The organism is Streptomyces sp. NPDC047072 (assembly GCF_040643855.1).
Lineage (GTDB): Bacteria > Actinomycetota > Actinomycetes > Streptomycetales > Streptomycetaceae > Streptomyces.
On record NZ_JBEYVC010000033.1, the window covers coordinates 40941 to 63318 of the forward strand.

The window sequence follows — 22378 nt, forward strand, 5'->3', positions numbered from 1 at the left end:
TGCGTGGGGCAAGTCCGGGAGCAGAGCACAAAGCTGCCGGTCAGGTGGGGCTCGACGGGAGCCGCGAGTGGCACAGGGTGGATCGGTCTTGTCAGGCGGCGGGCAGCGCCTGGAGCCGCTCGCGGAACTCACGGACAGCCGGGACGGACTTGCGCGGTTCTAGCCGGGCGGAGAACTCCTTCAGCCGGTCGACGGCTCGGACGGAACTGACGCTGTCCTCCAGGAGGCCGGCCCCGTAGTTGGCGGCGTCGAGGGCCCCTTCCAGGTCGCCGCCGGCCAGCCGGGCCTCGGCCAGGCGGCTGGACCGTACGGCCTTGTCCCGAGGGGCCGCGGTCTTCACCGAGGCCTCCAGCGAACTGGTGGCGCGCTCGACCTGTCCGGCCCGCAGCAGGACCTTGCCCTCGGTCGACTTCAGCTGGGCTTCACCGAACCAGTCCAGCCAGTCCGGGTTCTCCTCCTGCGTCTGACGTTCCCAGTGGGAGACCGCCTGGTTCAGGGCGGTTCCGGCTTGACGGTGGTCGCCGTCGCGGGACAGCGCCTCGGCCTTGTGCAGGTAGAGGAACGACTGGGTGTACGGCGACAACGTCCGGGGAGCGTTGTCGATGGCGGTCGAGATCAGGTCGACCCGCTCGGCGGTCCGGCCGGCTTCGGAGACGTGGACGCCCATCTCGGCCAGGATGAAGGCCCCGAAGGCGTCGTCGCCAGCAGTCCGGGCAGAGCGCAGGGACCCGACGTAGTAGCGCTGACCGGCGGACCGCAGACCCGCGTCGTACGCCATCCAGCCGGTCAGGTGGGATACCCGGGCCGCCAGGCCGTAGAGGCGGATCCGGACCTTGTCCGTGTAGCGGCCGGCGCTCAGCAGACCGGTCACCAGGGCCAGGTCGCCGCGGGATTGCTCCAGGAGCCGGGCGCCGCCGAGCTGGTCGTCGAGCGTACGAAGCGTGCTGATGCGCTGCTCGATCGTCGAGACCATGGTGTCGGTGACCTGATCGCCGCCCAGGGCTGAGGCGAAGGCGGAGGGGGCGTCCACCCAGCTGGCCGCCAACCCGGTCAAGGCAGCGCCGGTGATCGTGAGGAAGCCCCGGCGGTCCATGCGGCCACTCCCGACGAGTTCGGACAAGGCCTCAACGGTACCGGCCTCGGTCCAGGGGGCGGTCAGCCCGGTGACCTCCCAGACGGGCAGCCAGCCCGGCCAACCCAGTTCACGTACCTGCTCGTTCGGCACCCGCAACAGGTCGGCCAGTACGCGCTGGGCGTCGGCATCCGGCTCCTGGCCCTGCTCCCACTTCCAGACCGTCGTCCGGTTGGTCGCGAGCGGGATGCCGAGCAACTGCCCGTGGGCCTGCATGAACCGGGCGAACTCGGCTTTGCCCCAGCCGCGCATCTGGCGCAGGAAGCTCAGCGGGTGGACGGCCAGTGGCTCACCAGGCATGTCATCCCTCCCGTCATTCCCTCATGCCGTTGTGGCGAGGCTACTTCGCGTGTCGGTGTACGGACAGGGCGTCCCCATGAGGAACCCCCTAGAAACGTTCCGCCGTATCGGCTGGGGCCGTTGACTGAGTATCAGCCGTCCAGCGAGCCCACGTCGGGCGTCCGCTAACGGTTCCCCACATCGGCAGCTCCGTCCTTGTTTCCCCCGTCGGGGACGGAGCTGCTCTCCAGGTCTTCGGAGGCGTCCGCCATGTCCACGCTCGTCCATCGTTTCGTCCTTGCGGGTACGAAAGCGGAAGTGCCTTTCGCCCGGCACCAGGTCATCGACCAGGTGCGTACCTGGGGCGTGCCGGTGGACGACGACACCGCCGACACGATCCAGCTGGTTGCCTCCGAACTCATCGCCAACGCCGTGATCCACGGAACCGGACCCGTCACCGTCAAGCTGTCCCTTAAGACCGGCCGCCTGGTCATCGACGTGCATGACGGCAACTCCGCGTATCTACAGGCGAGTTGCGCCCAGATCGACGGCGAATCCGGGCGGGGCCTGGCTCTGGTCGAACTCCTGGCGTCACGGCTCGGCTGGGAGCCGTCCGCGGAAGGGAAGCGGGTCTGGGCGGAGATCGAACTGCCCCTGACGGCTCCCGCGATCCGGGCCGCCGTGCTGCGCAGACTGTTCGTACGTCGGCCGAGGCTTCGGGCTCCGGCCGAGGCCGAGCCACTGGCTCTGGCGGTCGTGTAATGGGCCGGCACGCGCTGCGGCCGACCCCTCTGCCCGATCCCGACGTGGTCTTCCGACCGACCCGCCGCGACATCGACCCCGTTACCCGGCTGCCGACCGAATCCGCGCTGTGGGACCGCCACGAGTGGTTGTCCTACGGCGAGTGCTGGTTGTGGTGCGGGCGGGACGACGTCGAGGTGACCTGGATCGGAGCCGTCCGGTCGAGCGGCCTGCACGCGGCCCTCTACGCCTGCCGCGCCTGTTTGTACGAACTGGATCAGCGGGTGCTGGAGATCAACATGCACCAGGACACGGGCGCCCGGCCGAGCAGCCGCGAATCCATCCGGTCGCGGTTGTAAGGACCACCCGCTCCACCCAATGACCGCCGCTCCACGGCAACTCCCCACTCCCCGGCCGTGGAGCGGCCATGACCTCCTGCCCGAAACCCGGCGCAGGAGAACAGAAGAGGAAGGAGTTCGAAGTGACAGAACCCACGACACCGCCTCCGGCCCGGAGCGGCCTCCTAGTGGCGGTGAAAGAGCTGACCGCCGTTCACGACCGGTACGACAGTCTCCGGTCCGACAACCAGGGCAGCTCCGGTGATTCGCCGTGGCCCGGTGGCGACGGCAACTTGCACGACGGCGAGTAGGTACTAAGCGGTGGGGTCGGCCTGGCCGGCCCCACCGTGTCCCAACCACACGGTCGAACCCCTGGAGGACACAGCGATGGAACATCGCCTGATCAGCGCCATCGAGACAGCGCTCGGATGGAACGGACCGGAAGCACTCGGCAAGGACTTCGTCCGCGGGACCATCGACGACCCCGGACTCGTCTCCCGGATCATGACGCCGAACCGCCTGCTCGACATCGCCATGCGCCGCAGCCTGAACCGCCCGCAGTTCCGCTGCTTCCAGAAGGGCGAGGAAGTACACCCGGCCATCTACTACACCGACAGCGTCAGCCCCCGCGGCCAGAGCATCTCCATGGTCAACATGCGCAGCCTGGGCCGGCTCCTGGGCGAAGGCGCCACCGTAATCATGGACCAGGCCAACGTCTTCGACCCGACCATGGAGGTCGCCTGCCGGGCCCTCCAGTGGTGGTCTCACGAGCGGGTCCAGGTCAACGCCTACCTGACGACCAACGACGCCGCCGGCTTCCCCCTGCACTGGGACGACCACGACGTCGTCATCGTCCAGCTGGCCGGCGAAAAAGAGTGGGAGGTCCGCTCGACCTCCCGCCCGGTCCCGATGTACCGGGACGCCGACCCCAACAACACTCCGAGCGACCAGGTCATCTGGTCCGGCCTGATGCGCACCGGCGACGTCATGCACATCCCCCGCGGCCACTGGCACCAGGCCACCCGGACCGGCAGCGGCTCCGGCAAGAGCCTGCACGTCACCTTCGGCATCACCAAGCGCACGGGAGCGAGTTACCTCGCCTGGCTGGCCGACTGGTGCCGCGAGCAGGAAATCTTCCGGCACGACCTCGACCGCTGGCACAGCACCGGCGACGACGCCCTGACCACAGCTGCCGCCCAGCTGGTCAGCACCCGCTCGCCTGCCGACTACCTGGACGCCTACGAGCAGCAGACGACCCTGCCCCGGCACGTGCCGTTCCTCGACATACTCGGGCCGCTCGACGCCGTCGTCTGCACCACCCGCTTCCGACCCCGGATCGAGGAGAACGGCGAGACCGTCGATGTGGTGGCCTCGGGTAAGAAGCTGACGCTGGCAGCAAAGGCCCTGCCGGCCCTGCGGCTCCTGCTCGGCGGCTGGCCGGTCGAGCTGGAACAGGCCGCGGCCGTCGTCGGGGCCGAAGTCCCGGAAGTCGCCGAGATCCTGGTGAAGGAGGAGCTGTGCGCGGTACTGACCCCCGAATTGTCCTCGGGCTACACCGGTCTCGTCACGAACGCCGTCTCCTGACCGGCGCCCTGGACCTCGGCGTCACCACCATCGACACCAGCGCCAGCTACCTCGGCTTCCGCTCGCACCAGGTCCTGGCGCGAGTAGCCGGCGACCTGCTCCCGCAGTTCACCGTCTCCACCAAGGTTGGCTACTTCCCGGCGGCTGGCGGGACGGAGCATTCCCTTAATCCTGTCCGGCTGCACGCGGCGGTCGAGCAGGCGGCGAGGGACCTTGGTCAGGACCCGGACCTGGTGTTCCTACACAACCCGGAACACACGCTCCGCGAGGCTGGCGCCCACGGCCTGGAGGTGCTGGCCGAGGCGTGTGCGGCCCTCGACGACGCCACGGCCAAGGGTCTGTGCTCTAGCTGGGGCATCGCCTCCTGGGACCCGTCACCGTTCCTGGACCACATCGACGGCATCGCACCGAGACCGTCCGTCGTCATGGTGCGCGCCGGCCTGCTGGTCGGAGCCCGGACGCTGGATGCCGCGGACGCGCTCATCCAGAAATGGGGCCCGGTCGACATCGAGGTCTGGGGGATGAGTCCCTTCGGTGGCAGCACCAGTGACTCGGTCTGGAGCAAGATCGACCCGCGAATCTTTCTACGCGACAGCCACCAACTCGCGCGCGTACAGGCGGCGTTCAGAGCCGCCTATCATCTGCCGCGGGTGGACGCCGTGGCCGTCGGCACCGACGAGCCGGCCCACCTGGGTGAACTCGTCGGTGCTTTGTCCGGCCAGATCGACGAACAGACCGTCGAGGAGTACCGCAGTCTCCTCCAAGGCCGTCTGCGCGGTCAGCCGGCCTGAAGCTCCTTGATGATCTGCTCGGCCATCCGCCGAGCCGGTTCCAGCCGGGGATCCTCCGGGTGCGCGTACGGCCCGAGGATCTTCGAGCAGGCGAACAACGTCATCACCTTGCCGTCCCGGCTCGCAAAGTCAGACCGGCGCTCGCGCCGTACACGGTCGGCCAGAGTCGGGACGGCAAGGGAACTCGCCCACAAGTTGGCGGAGTCCAGCCCGAGCGGGGCGGTGCCCCAGTCTTCCCAGTCGAAGATGCTGAACTCCGGCGCGGTCAGGTTGGCCCAGTTCAAATCGGCGTGGGCCGGCACCCACCGCTCGATGGTCGTATCGAAGTCGTCGGCGAAGACCCCGTGAATCGACTCGGTCACCAACCTCTGCGTGATGGTGTCGGTGTCCGGGGTGGCCACCCGGCTCGTCTGCTGAGCCACCAGAGCGTCGAGCGAGGCGTTCAGGGCCGTCCACCAGACGTCCGGCAGTTCCGGGGCCTCACTGAGGATGGCGTTGCCGACCGGCGCCTCTGGCAGGAGCTCGGTTTCGTCGGCTCGCCACATCACGGGCTCGTCCGGGTCCCGCCAGACCACGCAGCCGTGCCACACGGGCTGGGCGATGCCTTCCAGGAGGGCAGCGGTCTCGGTGCCGTTCCACCCCTGGTCGGGAATCTTGTCGAGCAGGCGCCGCTCGACCCGCACCCAGGTGTCGCGGTCTGTCTGGGCCCCGACCGACCGGCGCTTGCGCACCAACGTGCCTGGGACTAAGTGCACTTGGAGCGAACGCTCGATGCGATCCAGAACCTCGTCAACCGGCTGTACGCGTAGATCTGCAGCCTGGCCTTTGGAAACCGAGAGCGTCATGGGCGCGACGTTAGCAGTGGGCTGCGGTCTGCCGGTCCCGGGCGAAGCCCCGGAGCCGATCCCTCATCGCTCGCCGCTCATACCGTAGGAGGACATTGCTCGAATGAGGGAAGGTGTCGAATTGGCCCCCAACCAGCTCGTGCCATGCCAACCCCACCCTTCCAACCGATGCCGCAGGTACTTCGATCTCTTCCAACCACCACTCACCTGTGTAAACGATCAGGCCCACTCGCAGAGTCCAAAGGAGGCGACGTTTACTACTGCATCCGTCGATGTTTCAGCTCTTTTGATGTCCATGGTCAACTCCGCTACCCGGTCCTTAAGAGTCACATCGCCGCCGTTGTTGATCAGTACCTTACGTGCGGTTTCTGAGACCTTGTCCGGATCCCAGGGTTCGTCCCAATAGGGGCTGAAAACTTCGGCCCAATCCTTCGTCGTGCAGGCATCCCTCACTATCCGGCGGGCCGTTTCCTCGTCGAGGTTCGAGATATGTTGGGCTGTGATCTCCTGCATCTTCTGCCGAGTGCGGGCGATGAAGTCGTCAACTTGCGGAGGGATGACGATGGACAGATCTGGAAGTCGTCGTGTCCCGTTTGGAAGCGGGGGGATCTGGTTGATTGCGCTGCCGAGCATATGTGACGCATCGTTCCAAATCGTTGGTGGTGGTGGCGAGGAGCCGTGAACGCACTGCGGCGCCGTAAAGCCAACTGCGGCCACCAGTACCAAGTTCAGGCCGATTAGGCGTCGGATCTTCACCAGGATCAGCTCCCTGGGTAATCCCCATGGCTATTCTAGGTCCGAACTACTCGTCATGCAGCTTGGCAGGACCCCGGGGGGCTAACTTTGTCTCGCCGGTGGCGACAGTGCACTGCGGCACGTCGAGGTCACCAATCCAGCCAGTCAAGAAGTGCTCTCGCTGATCGCGTTCGGCAACCGAGTCCAACTGCGGTTCGCGCTCGAACAGCCCATCCAGCGGCTTCCAGCCCCTGTTCTTGTCGACCAGGACCTCGACGTACTCGTACCGACCATAGGTCCAGCTGTCCCGGACGAGCCCAGGCTGTACGTTGGCCCGTTCCCAGTACGGGAACTGCGGTGTCCACCAGTACACGAACCGGTCTCGACTGGTGTTGCCCACTCGCATCGCCCAGACCACCGGGCCTGTCCGCTCAGCCGTTCCGGAGTGCGTTCGGAAGAACGACAGCGTCTTACCCGCTTCGGTCGACAGGACGCAGTACGGCTTGGTGGAGGTGCTGTCGGCACCAGGTTGGCCGTGTACGACTGCCAGGCCGACCAGCGCGCACAGCAGGACCACGACCAGAGCGGCCGCGTGCCGGCGGCGCCGTGGCTGTACAGCTTGGTGCTGAACTTCCACCACCATCGTCACCGACACGACCACCTCAGCCTGTTGAATGAGCAGCCGCAACTCGTCCACCTGCGGGCCGGTCACGGCGGTCGGCGCAACGGGTCGGCCGCGCAGCCATACCACGAGGATCGGGCCCATGCCTCGCTCGACTTCGACCGTCCAGCCCGTACCGGCCGCGGTCAGCGGCTCGCAGCCGGCAATGACCGAGCCATCGCTCAGGCGGATGGCTAGCCGCTGATCCTGAGGTGATTGCCCGACCTGCACGGCTCCGAGCTCCACGCTGGCCGGCTCCACGAAGATGTCCGGTGGTGCGGGAGGCGGGCTCGGTGCTGGAGGCGGAGCGCCAGTCCTCTGACGATTGCGGTCGTAGTCGCGCCGTTTATGCTCGTCGCTCAACGTCTCGTACGCGAGGTTCAACAGCGCGACATCATCGTTGGCTTTGGCCTGCTCGTTGGCAGGGCGCACATCCGGGTGCAGACGTCGAAGCTGCTCGCGGTACCTTCGCGTGATGGCTTGTTGCGAGGCTTCCGGTGGTACTCCGAGGACCGCGTACCAGTCGTGCTGAGTTGCCCGCATAACGCACCGCCGAACCGTCGAACTACTTTACGGTACGGCGAATCACAGCTGGCAGGATAGTCACTTAGTTTGTTGCAAGTCGCCCGCTGCCTGGCCGCGCATGATTAGAATCCAGACGCGCCCATTAGAAACGAGGAAATATCATGGTTCAGCGAAAAGTCACTATCTTCTTCGACGACCTCACCGGTATCGAGGGCGAGGACGTCGCCAAGCACACGTTCAGCCTTGACGGGGTCGGCTACGAAGTGGACCTTAATCCTGACAGCTACCAGCAGTTGCTGGATGCCCTCGGCCCCTTCGTGAGTGCCGGTCGCAAGACCACGGTCGGGTCTCGCGGCCGTGGAGGCGCCAGCGCCAAGAAGGCAGGCTCAGGGCCCGACCCGGCAGCGGTTCGCGAGTGGGCCCAGAGTCAGGGCATCGAGGTCAATTCCCGCGGCCGTGTATCGCGTGAGGTCATCGAGAAGTACGAAGCCGCTCACTGAGCAGGTCCCGGTGAGGCGCCAGCACAAGAAGCTGGCGCCGACTCGGCACACTGCACGAGTTTGCCTGAGCTCGTTGTTACTGTTGGAGCTTTCCCGAGCTTGTTTGAGCTCGCCTATACCACGTTGCCAGAGTCCGTCAACATCTTCTTCCAGGTGACGGTCTTACCGGCGATATAGACGGTCGTGGCGATCGTGATCGTGCCAGCGAGAAGGATGAACGGGCCCCAGCTGGACGGGGTGTAGCCGCAGAAGTCGCGTAGCGGGGTGCTGGGGAGGGACAAGGCCCAAACCAAGAAGCCAGCCGATGCGGCAAGCACCTCGACGAGAGGGAAGCGGAAGGGGTCAGAGGCGTTCGCTTCCTTCTGCTTGCGATAGCTGAGCCCGGTCGTTAGGGCGATAGTGGTGAGGAACAGGGCTAGCACCCACCACCAGCGCCCTCCGAAGCTGGCCTGGCACACCAATCCGCCAGCCGGCGCCTTGGGCTCCCCAAGAGCCGTCTGTACGGCTACGTAGAGAACCAGCGTTTCGGTGGGAATGTATGTGACTAGTTGCGCCAGGGCGGAGGGCCCGACGCTAGGTGGCAGAGGGACTTCCTGTCCCGCTTGCCTACCCGCCTCGATTGCAGTTGCTGCGTCGGCTCCGTCTTGGACTGCACTTACGGCTGCTGTGGCTGCGGCTTCTGCCATAACAGGAGCGGCAGGGACAGCTCCGGCGGTGGGCACGCTCGATGCCGTGAGGCGCAAGGCGCTCGACTCGGCAAGGGAGGACACGCTCATGCGAAACTCCAGACGGTCGCGCTGGACGATGCGCTATCACTGAAACCTGTGCGAGTAGGCCGGGAACCGTGACGCGGCCGCTGATACACCCGGTCGGACGTACTGCTGGGACGTGACATCATGCCCAGCTCACGAGGGAGGCCCTTGATCAGTCTTTTTGGTCTTTCCGCTCATCCTTCCTTTCTATCTTCGACAGCTCAGATGCAGTGAGACCGTCTATTGGAAGCACATCCAGAGATCGTCGAGCCCTGGTACAGATCCAGAGCTGACCGCATTTGCGGCACTTGAAGTTGGGCCCAGACTTCTCCTGACGTTTTAGGGTCTCGACTCGGTCGAGTACCTCGCAGTAGCACCACTCGCGCGATTTATCCGCAGGGCTGGAGATTGGCTTATCTGCGGGGTGATTACTGGACTCGCTACGCATGACGTCACCCACACGGGGTCGTAGAGGTGCTCTCGTCTTAGCCGGGCTCAGGGAAACATCGCCCCAGCACGGTTGGCGTTTTCAGCTCTCCGCTGACGGCTGGTCCCTCCTGATGACGTCTTCGCTGACCCATGAGCAAAAGCCATCGAGGCCGATGTTGCCGATGATGATCAGAAAGCCTACGATTAGCAGCTCGCCGCTCACGCCCAGCATAGGGACGTTAGTCGATATGACATCGGCTGCGGATGCCGCCCCAACCCCCACGAGAGATTTTGAATCGAGCGGAAGATTTTGAACTCCAGAAGCGCGGACGGATTCGTCGACATTGGCACGCACGGCGGGATCACCGCACAAGTACTTGTGGGCCGAAAGTGCCATACATCGGAAGAATCCGCGTTCCTGCTGCATTTTTGTGGCGGCGGCTCGAACCAGTTCGGTAATAGGAATACCCTCCTCCGGAGGGTATAGCCCGGAGAGCTCTGCCACCTCGACGTCACTCGCCAGCGTAGCTAGCACTTGGAACTGCCAAGTTGCTTGGCTTTCGCCATCGTCGAAGGTCTCAGGGAGGAGCTCCCAAGCGCGCCTCGCTTGAGTGCGAGATAGACCAGGGTCAAGGGGCGACTTGGCGGCGAATGGCTTCTTTACGGCAACTCCAAGGAGGCGACCCAACCGCCAATTCCTCTCCAGCTCCGGCCGATGTCGATCAGTTAACAGATCGAAAAGGCCAGAATCGTACTCATCCCGAGAGAGCTGGTCTAGTTCAGCCACTGCTTTCTCAAGTGCATCCTGCCGCATCATCCCCACCTCCGATTACAGGTGATGAAGGCGTGCTGAAGGATTCAGAATACGGGTACAGAGAGATCGATGTGAGGTCCCTGCACGATTCATCAAGGGATCAGAGGCTGAGGACGTCATTCCAGGGAATTAATACCCTTGCCCGCCCGCCTTCTGCCGGTGGGCGGGCAAGGGGTAGGTGGCCGTTCAGCGAGCACGGACCGATGCCCCATATCCGTCGGTCTGGCGGAGCACCCGTGCCTGCTGGATGGGTGCCGGCCAGGCCTGGATGAGGTACCACTCGGTGATCTCGTCCGGGGCCAGGTCGATGGCGGTGTCCCTGCCGCGGGCATGAAGGCGCAGACGGTAGTCGCCGGGACCGTTGAACGACAGGACGGGGAGTTCCGCGTCCAGGTCGTCCATCATGCCGCGGACCATGAGATCGCCGGACGCGGAGTGCGCCGAGACTTCCACGATCTCCTGCCAGTCCCCGTCGTCGGGCGCCGGCTCGGTTTCGTGGAGGGTGACGGTGACGGCGACGTCACCGGTGTGGATGCCGGTCATGACGATGATGACGCCGTTCGCGACCCGGACCAGTCCGTTGTGCTCGCGCTCCAGACCGGGACCGGTCGGCCCGTCCTCGTTGCTGATGTCGAACTGGTGGTACTGCACCGGGACGCTGCCGCTGCCGCGTTCGACCTCGTCGCTCATCTTGAGTCCTCCGCCGAGGTGGCTACTTGATCCACACCAGGAACCTGTCCTTCTCGATGATGCGGTTATACAGGTAGAAGCGGCTCAGGGCCCGGCCGCCGTCCTCGTTCTGGGTCGCGTTGATCATGCGCCGGCTGAAGTCGCCGCCGGTACTGGCGCCCTGCCAGGTCGAGGCGAAGGGGTACTCGTCGCACTGCTTGCCGGCCGGCCGTTCCAGGCTCGACGGGCACGCCGTGTTGCGGTTCTTGGTGATCTTGTCCTTGTTGGTCAGACGGGTCAGGTACCGCTTGGTGCCGTGCTTGCCGGGGAGGTTCTTGGTGGTCTGCGCGTACTCGATGTGCTTGGCCAGCTCGGGGAACTCTCCGCTCTTCGCGTAGACCATGTCCGGGATGTAGGGCATGACGCAGCCGGTCTTCGAGGTGCCCGGCAGGGCGTTGTCACATCGCACCGGGGGCGTCGGCAGCGCAACGCTGTTGGTCGGCCCGGACCACTGGGGGTTGGTGAACTGCCAGACCGCCGAGGCCTGGCCCTCACCTTTCTGCCCCTTGGGTGACGTCTTGATGGTGGTGTCCAGGAAGAACTGGCCGACCGGGTCCCGGCTCGCGCCCATCAGCTGGGAGGGGAACTTGCTCTCGGTCACCTTGCACTTGCCCGCGCAGGTGGCCTTGCCGCCCACGCTGCTGCCCTTGGCCACGCCCGAGCTGGACACCTCCAGCAGCTGCACTTGGTAGGCCCAGGTCTTGATGTCGCGCTTGCTGTAGGCGTAGGCGACCGTGAGGTAGTGCATCCGGCCAACGACCGCCCCGGTGCGGGGGTTGGTGACCGTCAAGTCGGCGGCGAAGACCCCGCAGGCCTTGAATCGGTTGACGTACCACTGGCCGTTGGCGCCGTGATCGTCACACCAGCTCGGGGTGGGCCAAGCGTCGACCGCGGCCCGCAACTCAGCCGCCGACGCAGTGCTGTTGAACGACACGCACGGCACGAGTTCCTCACTGCCGTCCCGCTTCGCGGCCAGGATCTTTGCTGTACAGCGGATCCTGTCGTTCTCGGCGGCCGCCATGGGATCCGGGTTCCCGACGTCGTCCTCTGAAGTGCTTTCGTCTCCCGGAGTGTCGCCCAAGCTCGACGGCACCTCGTCTTCCGGTACCTCCGGTACCGGCTCCGAGAGCTCGTCGTCCAGTTCCTCCGACGACTCGTCCAGGTCGCCGGGCGCCGGCACGGTGCCCTGCGAGGCCTGCACGGCGACGTCCGGTCCAGACGTCGGCTCCTCGGCGGCCTGCGCGATGCTCAGGCAGCTGCCCAGGAGCCCGAGCGTGGCGGCTCCCGAAGCCAGCAGCATTCTCAATCTCAAGTTGTGTCCCCTGTTTTGTGGTCAGAACAGCGTGGACACGGTCACTTCTGGCGTGTCCACGCCGGGTCGACGTCATCCAAACACAGGGGACTGACAGGAAGCTTCCGAATAACGATCAGCTCTCACCGATCACCCGCAGGTGGCACTGACAGGAGTGGGAAACGGGTGCACAGCAGTGATCACCTATGGGTCTCCCTATCGGGGGGAATCGGCAGTTGCGCCCAGAGAACTAGTTCCTGATCCGGTCCTGCGGGGAAACGGGCTGCCGAAGCCTGCGTGCCGGGCGAGCTCGGTCAACTCCTCCAATGTGCGGGCCCCAGTGATCTCCTTGGCTTCAGAGACGCGGGATCGGACAGTCTTTTCGCTCACTGAGAGCTCGCGGGCGACGCCCGCCGCGTACTCGTGCCCGTCGACCAGTAGAGCGAGGATGCTCAACTGCCGGGCGTTGAGGCCCTGCAAGGACAGTGGGCAAGGTTGTTCCGGAATTTCCTGAAAGAGGGCCACGACGTGATGCGCGGTGCCACGACCGAAGTGAGTCTCTCTGTTGGCGAGTGCCCGGACAGCGCGGACGAGGTCCTCACTCTCACGGTCCTTGAGGATGAATCCGTGTACTCCTGCTCGCACGGCTGCCCGCAGGTGCCGTACGTCGGAGAAAGAGGTGAAGGCCAAAATCTTGGAGCCCGGTCGCGTGCGCCGGATCTCTCGGGTGGCCGCGATGCCGTCCTGGTCCGGCATGTTCAAGTCCATGATCACGACGTCCACGCGGTGTGCCTGGGCCAGTTCCACGGCCTTGCTGCCGGTGTCCGCTTCGGCGACGACTTCGATGCCGCTCTCCTCCAGCCAGACGCGTATGCCCATGCGGGCGACCGGTTCGTCTTCGGCGATGAGTACGCGGATGGGGTCCATGTCAGTCCTCGCTCCCGTTGGCGGAAGCATGCCCGTGCCATGGCCTTGCCGCGGAGTCGGTTGTGAGCAGGCGAGCCTCGACGCGGGTGCCGCCTTCACCGATGGACGTGATGGTCAACGTCGCGCCGACCTGGCCGGCGAGTTCACGCATGCCGGTGATGCCAGCCCCCTCAGGGGCGCCGTTGAGTCCCCGGCCGTTGTCCTCGATGACCAGTGTGAACGTCGCGTCCCCCGTGGTCACATCTAGCCGGCAATGATCTACCTGAGCGTGCTGTGCGACGTTCGCCAAAGCGCCCTCGCCGATGCGGAATGCCACGGCCTCGATGTCCGCGGGGATGGGAGGCAGCGGGTCGACCGTCTCGACGTCGAGCCGGAGGCCGAGTTGTTCTGCCCTCTTGTGCAGTGCTGCGACTAGGCCCAGCGCGATCACGTCGGTCGGTCGCAGCCCCACGACGAGCTGGCGGAGAGACGACTGCGTCTGAGCGATCCCATCGAGGGCCTGGGCCAGCGCGTGGTCGGTCCTGCCCTGATCGCGAAACAGGCTCGCGCGAGCGGCCCGGATTGCGAACCCGATCCCGACGATCTTGGGGCCGATTCCGTCGTGCAGGTCACGGCGCAGCCGGTTTCGTTCCCGCTCAGCCGCCTTGACTGCGGCGGCCGCGGTGGCGATGTGCCGGGCGAGTTCATGCAGGAGGGCCAGATCGGCGGACGACAGGCCGTCCTCGGCAGGCCTGGGAGAAGCGAGGAGGGTTCCGAGCCGCGATCCTCGGTGAACCAGTGGCATGTGAACCGGCTCCAGTGCCGGTTGGCCGTGACGGGCGACCTCTTGCAGCTCACCGTTCTCCTGGCACAACTCCACAGCTACATAAGGCAATTGGAGAGCTCGCGCCGTCGTATGCGCTACCTCTGGGAGTACGCGGTCTGCCTCGGCCGTCGCCTCCAGACACCGCCCGAGGTCGGCCAGCACGGCATACGGGTCGTCTCGAAGCCCGTACACCAGCCTGTTGATCAACCGCTGGAGCACGTTCCGCAGCGGTTGCAGGCTCAGAGAAACAACCGCCGTCGCCAGCAGCGGGACCGTGCCCGAGGACCGTTGCAGGACGAGTTGGAAGAAGGTGACAGCCCCGACGTAGAGCCCGGTCAGGCTCAGGGTGAGGGCGGCGTAGAGCAACGAGCGGCTCAGAACGCGGTCGATGTCGAGCAGCCGGTGCCGGACGATGGCGATCATGACCCCGGTACTGAAGACCACCGTGCCCACGTCGACCAGGACCGATCCCAGCACGTCCTGCCAGACTGCGCTCGCCGCCGCCAGTGTGACAGCCACCAGCACGGCAAGGGCCACCCACTCCAGCTGCCTACGAGCCACCGTGCCAGCGACACGGAACCGATGCAGCAGCGACGCCACCGCCACCAGCAACGGCCCGCCGATGAACAGCGCAGTCACCACGCCGATGACCGACCGCAGGAAAGACAGCGCAGGGACGCCGAGCGGGTTCTCCACCGTGGGGAAGTAGTCGTAGGCGCCGGCACCCGGCAGGAACGCCCCCACCAAGAACATCACCACGGCGGAGACCCCTGTGTACCAGACAGCCGGCCGCCAGCGCGGCGAGGCCAGCTGCCCGTCGGGGAAGTACAGGAGGAGGAAGAAAAACGGGAAGCTGACACACACAAACGACCAGCCCGCCGCCCAGACCACCATGACACCGCCCGGAGCGCCGTGCACGAGGGCGTAGGCGCCGTAGGCCCGGACAAGATTGTCCAGCGCCATCCCGAGCCCGCACGACAGCAGCAGCCACCCGGAGGGATTGCGGGGCCGGCGGGCCGCAACCACCAGTCCCGGCACCGCGAAGGCGACGAACGCTACCGGCTCGGTGAGTGCGAATTCCCATGGGTGCCAGTCCGGCCTTGGCGCTGACCGCGACAGCGCGACCAAGACCATCGACAGACCCGAACACACGACGACGAGCCCCCACAATGCCCATGCGAGCACGCGGCCCGACATCCGTTTTCCAGTCCACCACGTACCGGTCATACTGCCCCCCCAACGCGATTTCGAGTAGTGCCGCCATCGTCGACGGAGGGGGATCCCAGCGCCGAGGGACGAAGTTCCCGGAGATACGGGATCGTCTTCGGCGCGACGTCCGTTGCATTCTCAGCGACCGTGCTTGCCAACGACGGCACCCAGCTCTGATGAGGCAGCAGGTGGGTTTGAGCAACGTCTCATCGACGCCGGTTCACGGGCAGGCGGGATCACGCCAGCGCGTCCCAGGCTTCGTCGACGAGGTCGGCAACCTGGTGTGGATCATGGCCCACATCGCCGTTGAGATCACGAATCTGCACGGTCAACGCCGTGCTAGTGCGCTGACAGGACAACACGTACACGCTCTCATCGCTGGATTCCGTAGGCGAGTTGTAAATCACACAGTCCACGCCGTGGAAGCTGACTACCTCGTTCTGAGGTTTCTCCAACCCGATCGATTTGGGGTCCTCATAGAAAACGAACGGTTTTGGCGATAGGGTGCGCACAGCAGACAACTGAAAAGAGGAATTATCGGAGCTCGTGGTAAATCCCTGGACGACCGCTGGCACGCCGCCATATGCCTCGGATAGCCATTCGCTGCTCTTCCGATCCGCTTTGACGAATTGCGCTGCCTGTTCTGCATCGGCGCTTCCCCCTGTTTGAGCCACTGCTATATCCCTGTGGACGAAGTCGCCGAGCCTCTCGGGAACGGAGAGAGGGCCGGCGGGCCGCGAACTCTCATCACCCCTGCTGACTAGCCACGGCACTCCGACTGCGGTCGCCCCTAGTAGTAGCCCGAGTATCAGGCCCGCGATGCCCACGAGCAGCGATCCGCGCCCCTGGACGCGATGCGGAACCGTCGGAGGGTACTCGGGAGGTGGTGGAGGATCGGCCGCGCTAGTGGATTCATACATGCCATCACCGTGCCGTTCCTCAGGAAGACGTCTCAGGTCCGGTCCATACGACCGCCTGCGCGATCACACTGCTGTTGTCCGCCGCGCGGACGGTGGTTGTCCCTATGGCGAGGATGACAATGCGCCCCAGGTTCGTCCGTAAGCACACGCGGTCGCCAGTGATGACGGGCAGCCTGTTGGGTTCGTCGTGATTCGCATCGATTAGGGAGCCGCAAGCGACCGGGGACGGCACCGGTGAACCAGCTGCTACCTTTGCCAGGTTTCCCGGTCCCGTTGCCATGAGGTAGACGCCGTCCACAAACCCGACGGCTTTCACGTCGCTCAAGCCATGGGCGGGCGGGTCTTCATCGAAGTCAGTGAAGGTCGACACCAGCGTGACCTGCCTTTCCCAAGCCTTCAGCCAGTCCTTGGAGGAGGGACTATCTGAAGTGGGAATCACACTCACACTCTTTGAAGCGGATGCGGAAGGTGGCAGTGGCACCGTCTCGGTGACTGTCACCGTCACCGTTGGCATATCGGCAGTCGGGGGCGTCACCGCTGCCGACAGGCCCAAATAGCCCACCAGCAGAGGTACCAGACCGAATCCGCCAGTGATCAGTGCGGCGCGTACGGCGCTGTCCCCGAGCCAGCGCGTTACATGAGCAGGTGGTGCTACGGGTTCCGGGGAGCGTGAGCCCGCCGGTGGAACATCATCGTTCATGGAGCCCCCCGAACTGTGCACTTAATAGTCCCGGGGACATGGTGCTCACCGCAAGAGAAACTTGGGGAACTGGTTCCGACTACACCAGATCCAGACCGATATCGGCGGTTTCTGATGGATTTTCAACTGCCTGCGGCGTGTTTGACTGAGGGCGCTGAGTCTCTGGGAACCAAAAAGCCTTGTAAACAACACTGAGTAGCCAATGAGGCTAGGGGGATTGGAGTGTGCGGAGTGGCGCCCTCGAACCGTCGACGCTCGTGCTGTCCGCCGAGAGCTGCCGTTCCTCGCTTCCTCTACGCGGGACCTTCTCGGCTTGCCCGGGTATGCGCGAGAGCGGAGGGAAGCGGGCTTGCTTCTCTACCCGATCTCACTCCGCTTGGCGAGGCTGCTGTTTCTCCACATTGAGAAACTCACGATGGCTCACAGCACGAGCGCCTCTCACGGAACCCGCAGGCGGCTGGCAAGCAGTGTGACGTCATCCTCTGCCTGCCCGTGAACGAGCCGGGTGAGGAGCGTGTCCAGCACATGCTCCAAAGGGCCCTCGGTCGCGAGGTACAGACGGGTGAGGCGATACAACGAGGCGTCGATGTCTGTCCCGCGCTGTTCGATGAGGCCGTCGGTGTACATCAGCAACACCGCGGCCGACGACAGGGGGAGAGTCAAGGCTTCGTAGGTGCCGAGATCCGTCCCGAGAGGCGGTCCTGTGGGGACCGGCACCACGTCGGCTCGGCCATCTGGGAGTAGGAGTACGGGAGGCGGGTGCCCTGCGCTGGCGAATGTGTAGGTGTTCTTGGCAGGGTCGACCAGGGCGAGCAGACAGGTGGCCATACGTTCGAGGCCAATGCTCGCCAGCCGGTGGTCGGCCTCGGCAAGGATCTGTTCAACAGGGATGCCCGTGGCTGCGATGGTGCGCACCAGGGAGCGGTACTGGCTCATGGCTACGGCAGCGGTGAAACCGTGTCCCATGACATCGCCCATCACCTGGAGGGTGCGGCCTGAGGGCAGAGCGATGGAGTCGCACCAGTCGCCACCTACCAGTGCCCGGTGCCCCGCCGGCAGGTATCGGGAGGCCACCTCAATGTTGGGATGTGGGTTACCGGGCTCGGAGGTGAGCGCACGTTGCAATTCGAGGGCCATGGTGTGTTCGAGGGTGTATTGGCGGGCGTTGTCGATGGAGAGGGCGGCTCGGGATGCCAGATCTTGGGCCACCCTGACGTCCTCGTCCGTGAAGGGGGCCGAATCGCCGGACCGACAAAGGTAGATGACGCCGACGGGGCGTCCCCGAGTCGGTAGCGGCACGATGAGGACCGAGTGGATGCCAGCGTCGCGCAGCACCGCGAGGACGGCCGGGCCCACCATCTTGACCACCGCCTCGTCGGCAGCAACGTTGCCGAGCCACGGACGGCCTGTGTCCAGACAGCGTCGGGCCGGTGAGCTGCGTGACAGCTCGAAGTAGTCGCAGTCCCTCGTGATCATTTTCATGCGGCGCACAATGTCCGGGCCTCCCGCGAAGGCTGTGAGCCGCTGCCGCAGGACACCGGGGACGGGAGGTGGCGCATCCGGCGACTCTTCTTCCAAGGTCCACACGGACGACTCGTCGGCCAGGCTGGGCACGACGAACTCGGCGAGTTCAGCACAGGTCTTCTCGACGCAGAGTGTGGTGCCAACGCGAGTGGCCACGGTGTCCAGCAAGGCGAGTCGTTGATGGGCCTTTTCCAGATCGTCGATGTGCTGTCGCAGGCCGCTGGTCTCCACGGCGATGCCGCACAGACCGAGGACTTGGCCGTCGTCCTCCAGTCGGTGGTACACCGCACTCCACTGCCGCCGCGGGAACGGGGAACGGCCGGCAGTCGTGCCCGTGACGGACAGCGCACGAGGCTGTCCGTCACCCAGGACCATGCGCAGGATCTCGTCTGCGCGGTGAATGCCTGGCAGTACCTCGGCCATGGTCCGGCCATGGAAGGCAGCGGCCGGTATGCCGCTCATCCGCGCCATCGCGGCGTTGACATAGCGGTATCGCAGTCCCTCGTCCACGATGGCGATCGCAGCCGATGTGCCGTCCAGGACATGCCTGAGGATCTTGTACTCGCGGGCCTGCTCTACTACGTCTGCCGGCCCGCCAGCCACTGCGGACATCAGTGCGCCTGCTGTCCCGGAAAAGAGCCACCTCAGTGGTGCCTGGTCGAAGCTCACGCGGATCCTCCTCGTCCGCTCCCGGCACAGACCCCGTCTCAGTCTTACCCGCATGCGAGGAGGACGCATCTGGAGGAATCTGGCTAGGCTGCCCGACTGCCGAGTGCCGTGCTGATTCGCCTGGCCGGAAGGGACGATCACCGTTTTCCTTGCGATCGTCCCTCATAGAACCTGTTGCTCAGCAGAGAAAGAGCCCGTCAAAACGCGTCTGCTCGCCTTTGTGCCAGGTCCAATGCTTGCCAGCGTCCAGAGTGAAGCAGCTGCTGTCCGTTGCCCAGGCCCACGAGACGTAGAAGCGTTGGTCCGATCCGCAGTAATTCGTGACTTTGACGTGCTCGGTGTTGCCGTCGCTCCAGTTGCTTGTCGACAAGCAGGACGGAGCCGGCACGTCCGCCCCGGGGGCAGCGAGCGCAGGTGTACATACGGACATGGTGGCCGTGGCCGCCAGAGCAGTTCCGGCGAGCACGGAGAGAATCCGATTCATTCAACGGCCCTTTCGTCTTCGAGGCGTAGCGGTTTACCCACCCCCAATGTGTCCTTCGTGATTCATGCTGTGCGACGGATTGGCGCGCTGCCATGCAGGTGAGCCAATCGAGCAAGCGCGCTACTTTCGCCGGTCGGGCGGCGGCCGGCCCATAGCGGCATCGAGACGACCTGGCCTACGCAAGCGGTCCGGGCGCATCCCCACGATGACCAACGGCTGCCTCGGCATCAGCGACACTGTGGTAGACCCGCAGGATCTGGTCCGCGCCCGTCAACTCCACAATCTGCCGCAGCGGACGTGGCAGTGCCGCAAGTATCAGTTCCACACCATCCAGCCGGGCATGCCGATTGGTCCGCAGAAGCAGGTTCAGTCCTGCCGAGTCGCAGAACGACACCTCCGACAGATCCACAACAAGACATCGGCCGCCACTGGTCAGGGCCTGCTTGAGTTGCTCCCACAGGGCAGGGCTGGTGATGAAGTCCATCGCGCCGCGGACCTTTGCGATCCCCCAGCGGCCCTCGATGGTCGTCTCGACCGAGGCATCAGCTGTCACGATGGTCTCCCAATCGTCTTGCACCTACCGACGTACCTTACCCAGTCCCGACCGTGGCTTTTATCCGTTTCCTGGAGGCCGATTCCGGCTCCGGCTCCGGCCTGGGCCCGCGGCGTTTGCCAGTCGTAGATGTCCGCGCGCTCTTCTGGCTATCAGGTAGTCCGCCACCACCGTCAGCACCCAAGCAGCGAGCCATGGCCAGGTGGCCGACTTCTCCGACTGGATGAGCATCCACGAGCCGCCACCAACCGCAAGCAAGGCTGCGAGCTGCTTACGGCCTGTGATTGGCCAAACTGCGGGACTTTCAGAAATCGGGGCCGGGGCGGCGAGAATGAGGATTACCCAAAAGGTTAGAAGGATTACCCAATGTCGGTCTGCGGCCAGGGAGGAAAACAGGCACACCATCCCGAAAATGGAAATTTGCTTTAGTGTGGCAGCGAGGGTGGGCAATCTCAAATATAGATCCAGGTGTTACAGGTCGATTATATACGAAAAAAGGTGATGCTCAACTTTCGAGTCATCACCATTGGGAGTCACCAGCCAGTCTAGTCGGTGCACGGCTCCAGCCAGACGGCAATATCAGGCTTAGGTGAACCGGCCACCCAGGCCTGAAAGTAGTTGCCTTCGCTGAGGTTTATTACCTGCCGAAACCGCGTAGCGACTGCTTGTGGCGGTAGTGTAAGACCAAGACATTTTCCGGCCAGGACATGATTATCGACGTACGAGCTCACGTGGTTGGAGAATGTGTTTACCGCGGTAGCTTGGACTATGGATGCAGCAAGCTTCGCAGCCACCGAGGCTTCCGGGACGACCAGGACTGAAAGAGCTGCGATGAAGGTGCCTCCGTCATGGAGGAGCAAGACCGTACCCTCGTTGGTGAGGCGAACTTCAAGACCATTGGGACCGACATAGGCGCGGCCGTAGTAGAAGTCGCGTGGTGGGCCATCGGCTTGCGCTTGAGCGATGAGTTGTACTGGCGCACCAGAAGCAATCTGCAAATAGGGGTCGGGGGGATTTCCCTCTGCCTGGGCAGCAGATGTGCCACCCAGGGTCAACCCGGCTGCCATGAGGCTGGCAACCAGGGCTTGAATAGCGCGCATGTAAGTCACTCGATTTTCTGTGCGAGGTGATCTTGGGGATGCGACGAGCGTCAATGCGAGTTCATAGTATGACATTTATTACCATACCGGTACACCTGTGTGATGCTGGGGATGGTCGTTCGATCGCCGCATGGTCACGCCCCAAGGCGCAGTCTCGACGTGGCGACCTTGGCAGAACTGAGCTGATCAGGCATCGCTACCTGGGGTGACGGATGAAGCTGCCCTTCGTCCAGTTCATCTCGTCCTGCCGATGGTCCTGGCCTCCGGCAACGCCGACGGTCTTGGCCAGGCGCCAGAGGGGCGATTCAACTGACCGGCTGGCCTGCCTCCTGAGCCTGGGTGGCAGGCTGATCCAGCTGCTGCTGTCGACGCCGTTGCTCGTTGCGGAGGGTTTCCACGCGCTGCGTGAACAGACCCATGGCCTGGTCCGCCGGCTGGTCGAGGTACGCCCCGATCCCGAGCACCAAGGCGTTGGCCTCTTCCTCGATGGCGTCCGCGGTTTGCTGGAGGAAGTAACTCCGCTCCCGGTACTTGTAGTAGCCGGTGAAGGCCGTCGCGATGGTGACGCAGAACCCGAGGCGGACCGTCGCAACGGTCTGCCAGGTCCAGCTCTTCGCCTCCAAGGCGGCCAGGGTGGTCACCGCGGTGGACCCGACCATGATCAGCGATTGCAGCGAGTTGTGGACTCGACGGTAGCGCCGGCTCTCCGACCGGTACTGCTCTATGACCGCCGGCACCTCCTCGCGGTACAGGTTCCGCTGCTCCAGCAAGGACGGTGTGGCGGCAGCCCCGAGGAGCCGGATCTCCTCCTGGAGGTCCTCCAGCTCCTCTTCCACCTTGGCCATAGAGTGGGTGTACCGCTCGGGTGAGGACACCGGGTAGAAGAGTGAGTGGCGGTCGGTGGTCGCGTCCTTCATGACGTTGTGCTGGATGGCCATGCCGATCAGGATGAACACCGCGGCCACCACCGACGGCGCGCAGACCCAGCTACCTCGAACCAGGGCAGCGTGATCACCCCAGTGCAGCGCCGTCCACACCACCCAAGCCGCCAAAGCCCCAGCGCCCAGGACGGTCGCGGCCAGCCGTAACCGAGCCCGCTTGCGCTTCCAGAGCAGGACCTTCTCGCTCTGCCGGACCGACTTACGAAGACGGGACAGCCGGGGCCTGCTCGCAGCACCGTCGCTGTTGTCGAAGCCGCTGGTCAAGAGTGCCCCCTGTTCGCCTGACGGATGCTTGTGGATCTCCGTTCTTCTTACCTCACCCCACCAGTCGAAAGTTGCCGTTTCTCCCCCTCTACACTTACTGATCAGGAGCTACATACGTCACACTGACCGATCTTGA

At 64.7% G+C, this 22378-nt stretch carries 21 protein-coding genes; 5 read left to right on the forward strand and 16 right to left on the reverse strand.

Going from position 1 to position 22378, the window contains the following annotated elements:
- Positions 1-91 precede the first annotated feature (91 nt).
- Entirely contained in the window at positions 92-1432 is a 1341-nt protein-coding gene (locus ABZ896_RS17105; protein WP_360928736.1) for a transcriptional regulator, read from the reverse strand.
- A 297-nt stretch (positions 1433-1729) separates the two neighbouring features.
- On the opposite strand from ABZ896_RS17105, the gene ABZ896_RS17110 reads away from it, so the two are divergent.
- The 4 genes from ABZ896_RS17110 (at position 1730) to ABZ896_RS17125 (ending at position 4865) form a co-directional block, all read left to right on the forward strand.
- Entirely contained in the window at positions 1730-2173 is a 444-nt protein-coding gene (locus tag ABZ896_RS17110; protein WP_360928739.1) for an ATP-binding protein, read from the forward strand.
- A gap of 44 nt (positions 2174-2217) precedes the next feature.
- Positions 2218-2511 (forward strand): hypothetical protein, encoded by a 294-nt coding sequence (locus tag ABZ896_RS17115; RefSeq protein WP_360928741.1) that lies wholly within the window; start codon positions 2218-2220, stop codon positions 2509-2511.
- A 366-nt stretch (positions 2512-2877) separates the two neighbouring features.
- The gene (locus ABZ896_RS17120) at positions 2878-4074 is read left to right on the forward strand and encodes a cupin domain-containing protein (protein ID WP_360928744.1); all 1197 of its coding nucleotides are present in this window, start codon (positions 2878-2880) and stop codon (positions 4072-4074) included.
- The gene (locus ABZ896_RS17125; RefSeq protein WP_360928747.1) at positions 4008-4865 is read left to right on the forward strand and encodes an aldo/keto reductase; all 858 of its coding nucleotides are present in this window, start codon (positions 4008-4010) and stop codon (positions 4863-4865) included. Before ABZ896_RS17120 ends, ABZ896_RS17125 begins: the two co-directional genes overlap by 67 nt.
- On the opposite strand, the gene ABZ896_RS17130 is transcribed toward ABZ896_RS17125, so the two are convergent.
- The 3 genes from ABZ896_RS17130 to ABZ896_RS17140 all read right to left on the reverse strand — a co-directional run bounded on the left by ABZ896_RS17130 (position 4853) and on the right by ABZ896_RS17140 (position 7649).
- Entirely contained in the window at positions 4853-5710 is an 858-nt protein-coding gene (locus ABZ896_RS17130) for a hypothetical protein (RefSeq protein ID WP_360928750.1), read from the reverse strand. The genes ABZ896_RS17125 and ABZ896_RS17130 overlap by 13 nt on opposite strands.
- A 219-nt stretch (positions 5711-5929) precedes the next feature.
- Positions 5930-6466, reverse strand: a complete 537-nt coding sequence (locus tag ABZ896_RS17135) for a hypothetical protein (protein WP_360928753.1) — start codon at positions 6464-6466, stop codon at positions 5930-5932.
- Between the two features lie 46 nt (positions 6467-6512).
- A complete protein-coding gene (locus tag ABZ896_RS17140; protein ID WP_360928756.1) occupies positions 6513-7649 on the reverse strand; it encodes a J domain-containing protein in 1137 nt (378 codons plus the stop codon).
- A gap of 143 nt (positions 7650-7792) precedes the next feature.
- Here ABZ896_RS17140 and ABZ896_RS17145 point away from each other — a divergent pair, with 143 nt between their 5' ends.
- Positions 7793-8131 (forward strand): Lsr2 family protein, encoded by a 339-nt coding sequence (locus tag ABZ896_RS17145; protein WP_360928759.1) that lies wholly within the window; start codon positions 7793-7795, stop codon positions 8129-8131.
- Positions 8132-8244: 113 nt separating this feature from the next.
- Here ABZ896_RS17145 and ABZ896_RS17150 read toward each other — a convergent pair whose 3' ends face one another.
- The 12 genes from ABZ896_RS17150 to ABZ896_RS17205 form a co-directional block, all read right to left on the reverse strand.
- Positions 8245-8553, reverse strand: a complete 309-nt coding sequence (locus ABZ896_RS17150) for a hypothetical protein (protein WP_360928762.1) — start codon at positions 8551-8553, stop codon at positions 8245-8247.
- Positions 8554-9412: 859 nt separating this feature from the next.
- Complete coding sequence (locus ABZ896_RS17155; RefSeq protein WP_360928764.1) at positions 9413-10129, reverse strand: hypothetical protein; 717 nt, start codon at positions 10127-10129, stop codon at positions 9413-9415.
- Between the two features lie 183 nt (positions 10130-10312).
- Positions 10313-10816 (reverse strand): hypothetical protein, encoded by a 504-nt coding sequence (locus ABZ896_RS17160; protein WP_360928767.1) that lies wholly within the window; start codon positions 10814-10816, stop codon positions 10313-10315.
- 22 nt (positions 10817-10838) lie between these two features.
- Positions 10839-12167 (reverse strand): NucA/NucB deoxyribonuclease domain-containing protein, encoded by a 1329-nt coding sequence (locus ABZ896_RS17165; protein ID WP_360928770.1) that lies wholly within the window; start codon positions 12165-12167, stop codon positions 10839-10841.
- Positions 12168-12362: 195 nt separating this feature from the next.
- Positions 12363-13073 carry a response regulator transcription factor gene (locus ABZ896_RS17170; protein ID WP_360928773.1) on the reverse strand — a complete coding sequence of 237 codons (711 nt, stop codon included), beginning with the start codon at positions 13071-13073 and terminating at the stop codon, positions 12363-12365.
- 1 nt (position 13074) lies between these two features.
- Positions 13075-15105: a histidine kinase gene (locus ABZ896_RS17175; protein ID WP_360928776.1), complete on the reverse strand. Its 2031-nt coding sequence runs from the start codon at positions 15103-15105 to the stop codon at positions 13075-13077.
- Positions 15106-15323: 218 nt separating this feature from the next.
- The gene (locus tag ABZ896_RS17180; RefSeq protein WP_360928779.1) at positions 15324-16007 is read right to left on the reverse strand and encodes a hypothetical protein; all 684 of its coding nucleotides are present in this window, start codon (positions 16005-16007) and stop codon (positions 15324-15326) included.
- 19 nt (positions 16008-16026) lie between these two features.
- On the reverse strand, positions 16027-16707 hold the full coding sequence (locus tag ABZ896_RS17185) for a hypothetical protein (RefSeq protein WP_360928782.1): 681 nt from the start codon (positions 16705-16707) through the stop codon (positions 16027-16029).
- A gap of 438 nt (positions 16708-17145) precedes the next feature.
- On the reverse strand, positions 17146-18900 hold the full coding sequence (locus tag ABZ896_RS17190; protein ID WP_360928785.1) for a SpoIIE family protein phosphatase: 1755 nt from the start codon (positions 18898-18900) through the stop codon (positions 17146-17148).
- Positions 18901-19559: 659 nt separating this feature from the next.
- Positions 19560-19937, reverse strand: coding sequence for an STAS domain-containing protein (locus tag ABZ896_RS17195; RefSeq protein ID WP_360928788.1), 378 nt, complete (start codon positions 19935-19937; stop codon positions 19560-19562).
- Between the two features lie 545 nt (positions 19938-20482).
- Positions 20483-21046: a hypothetical protein gene (locus ABZ896_RS17200; protein ID WP_360928791.1), complete on the reverse strand. Its 564-nt coding sequence runs from the start codon at positions 21044-21046 to the stop codon at positions 20483-20485.
- Between the two features lie 296 nt (positions 21047-21342).
- Positions 21343-22242 carry a DUF4231 domain-containing protein gene (locus ABZ896_RS17205; protein ID WP_360928793.1) on the reverse strand — a complete coding sequence of 300 codons (900 nt, stop codon included), beginning with the start codon at positions 22240-22242 and terminating at the stop codon, positions 21343-21345.
- Positions 22243-22378 lie beyond the last annotated feature (136 nt).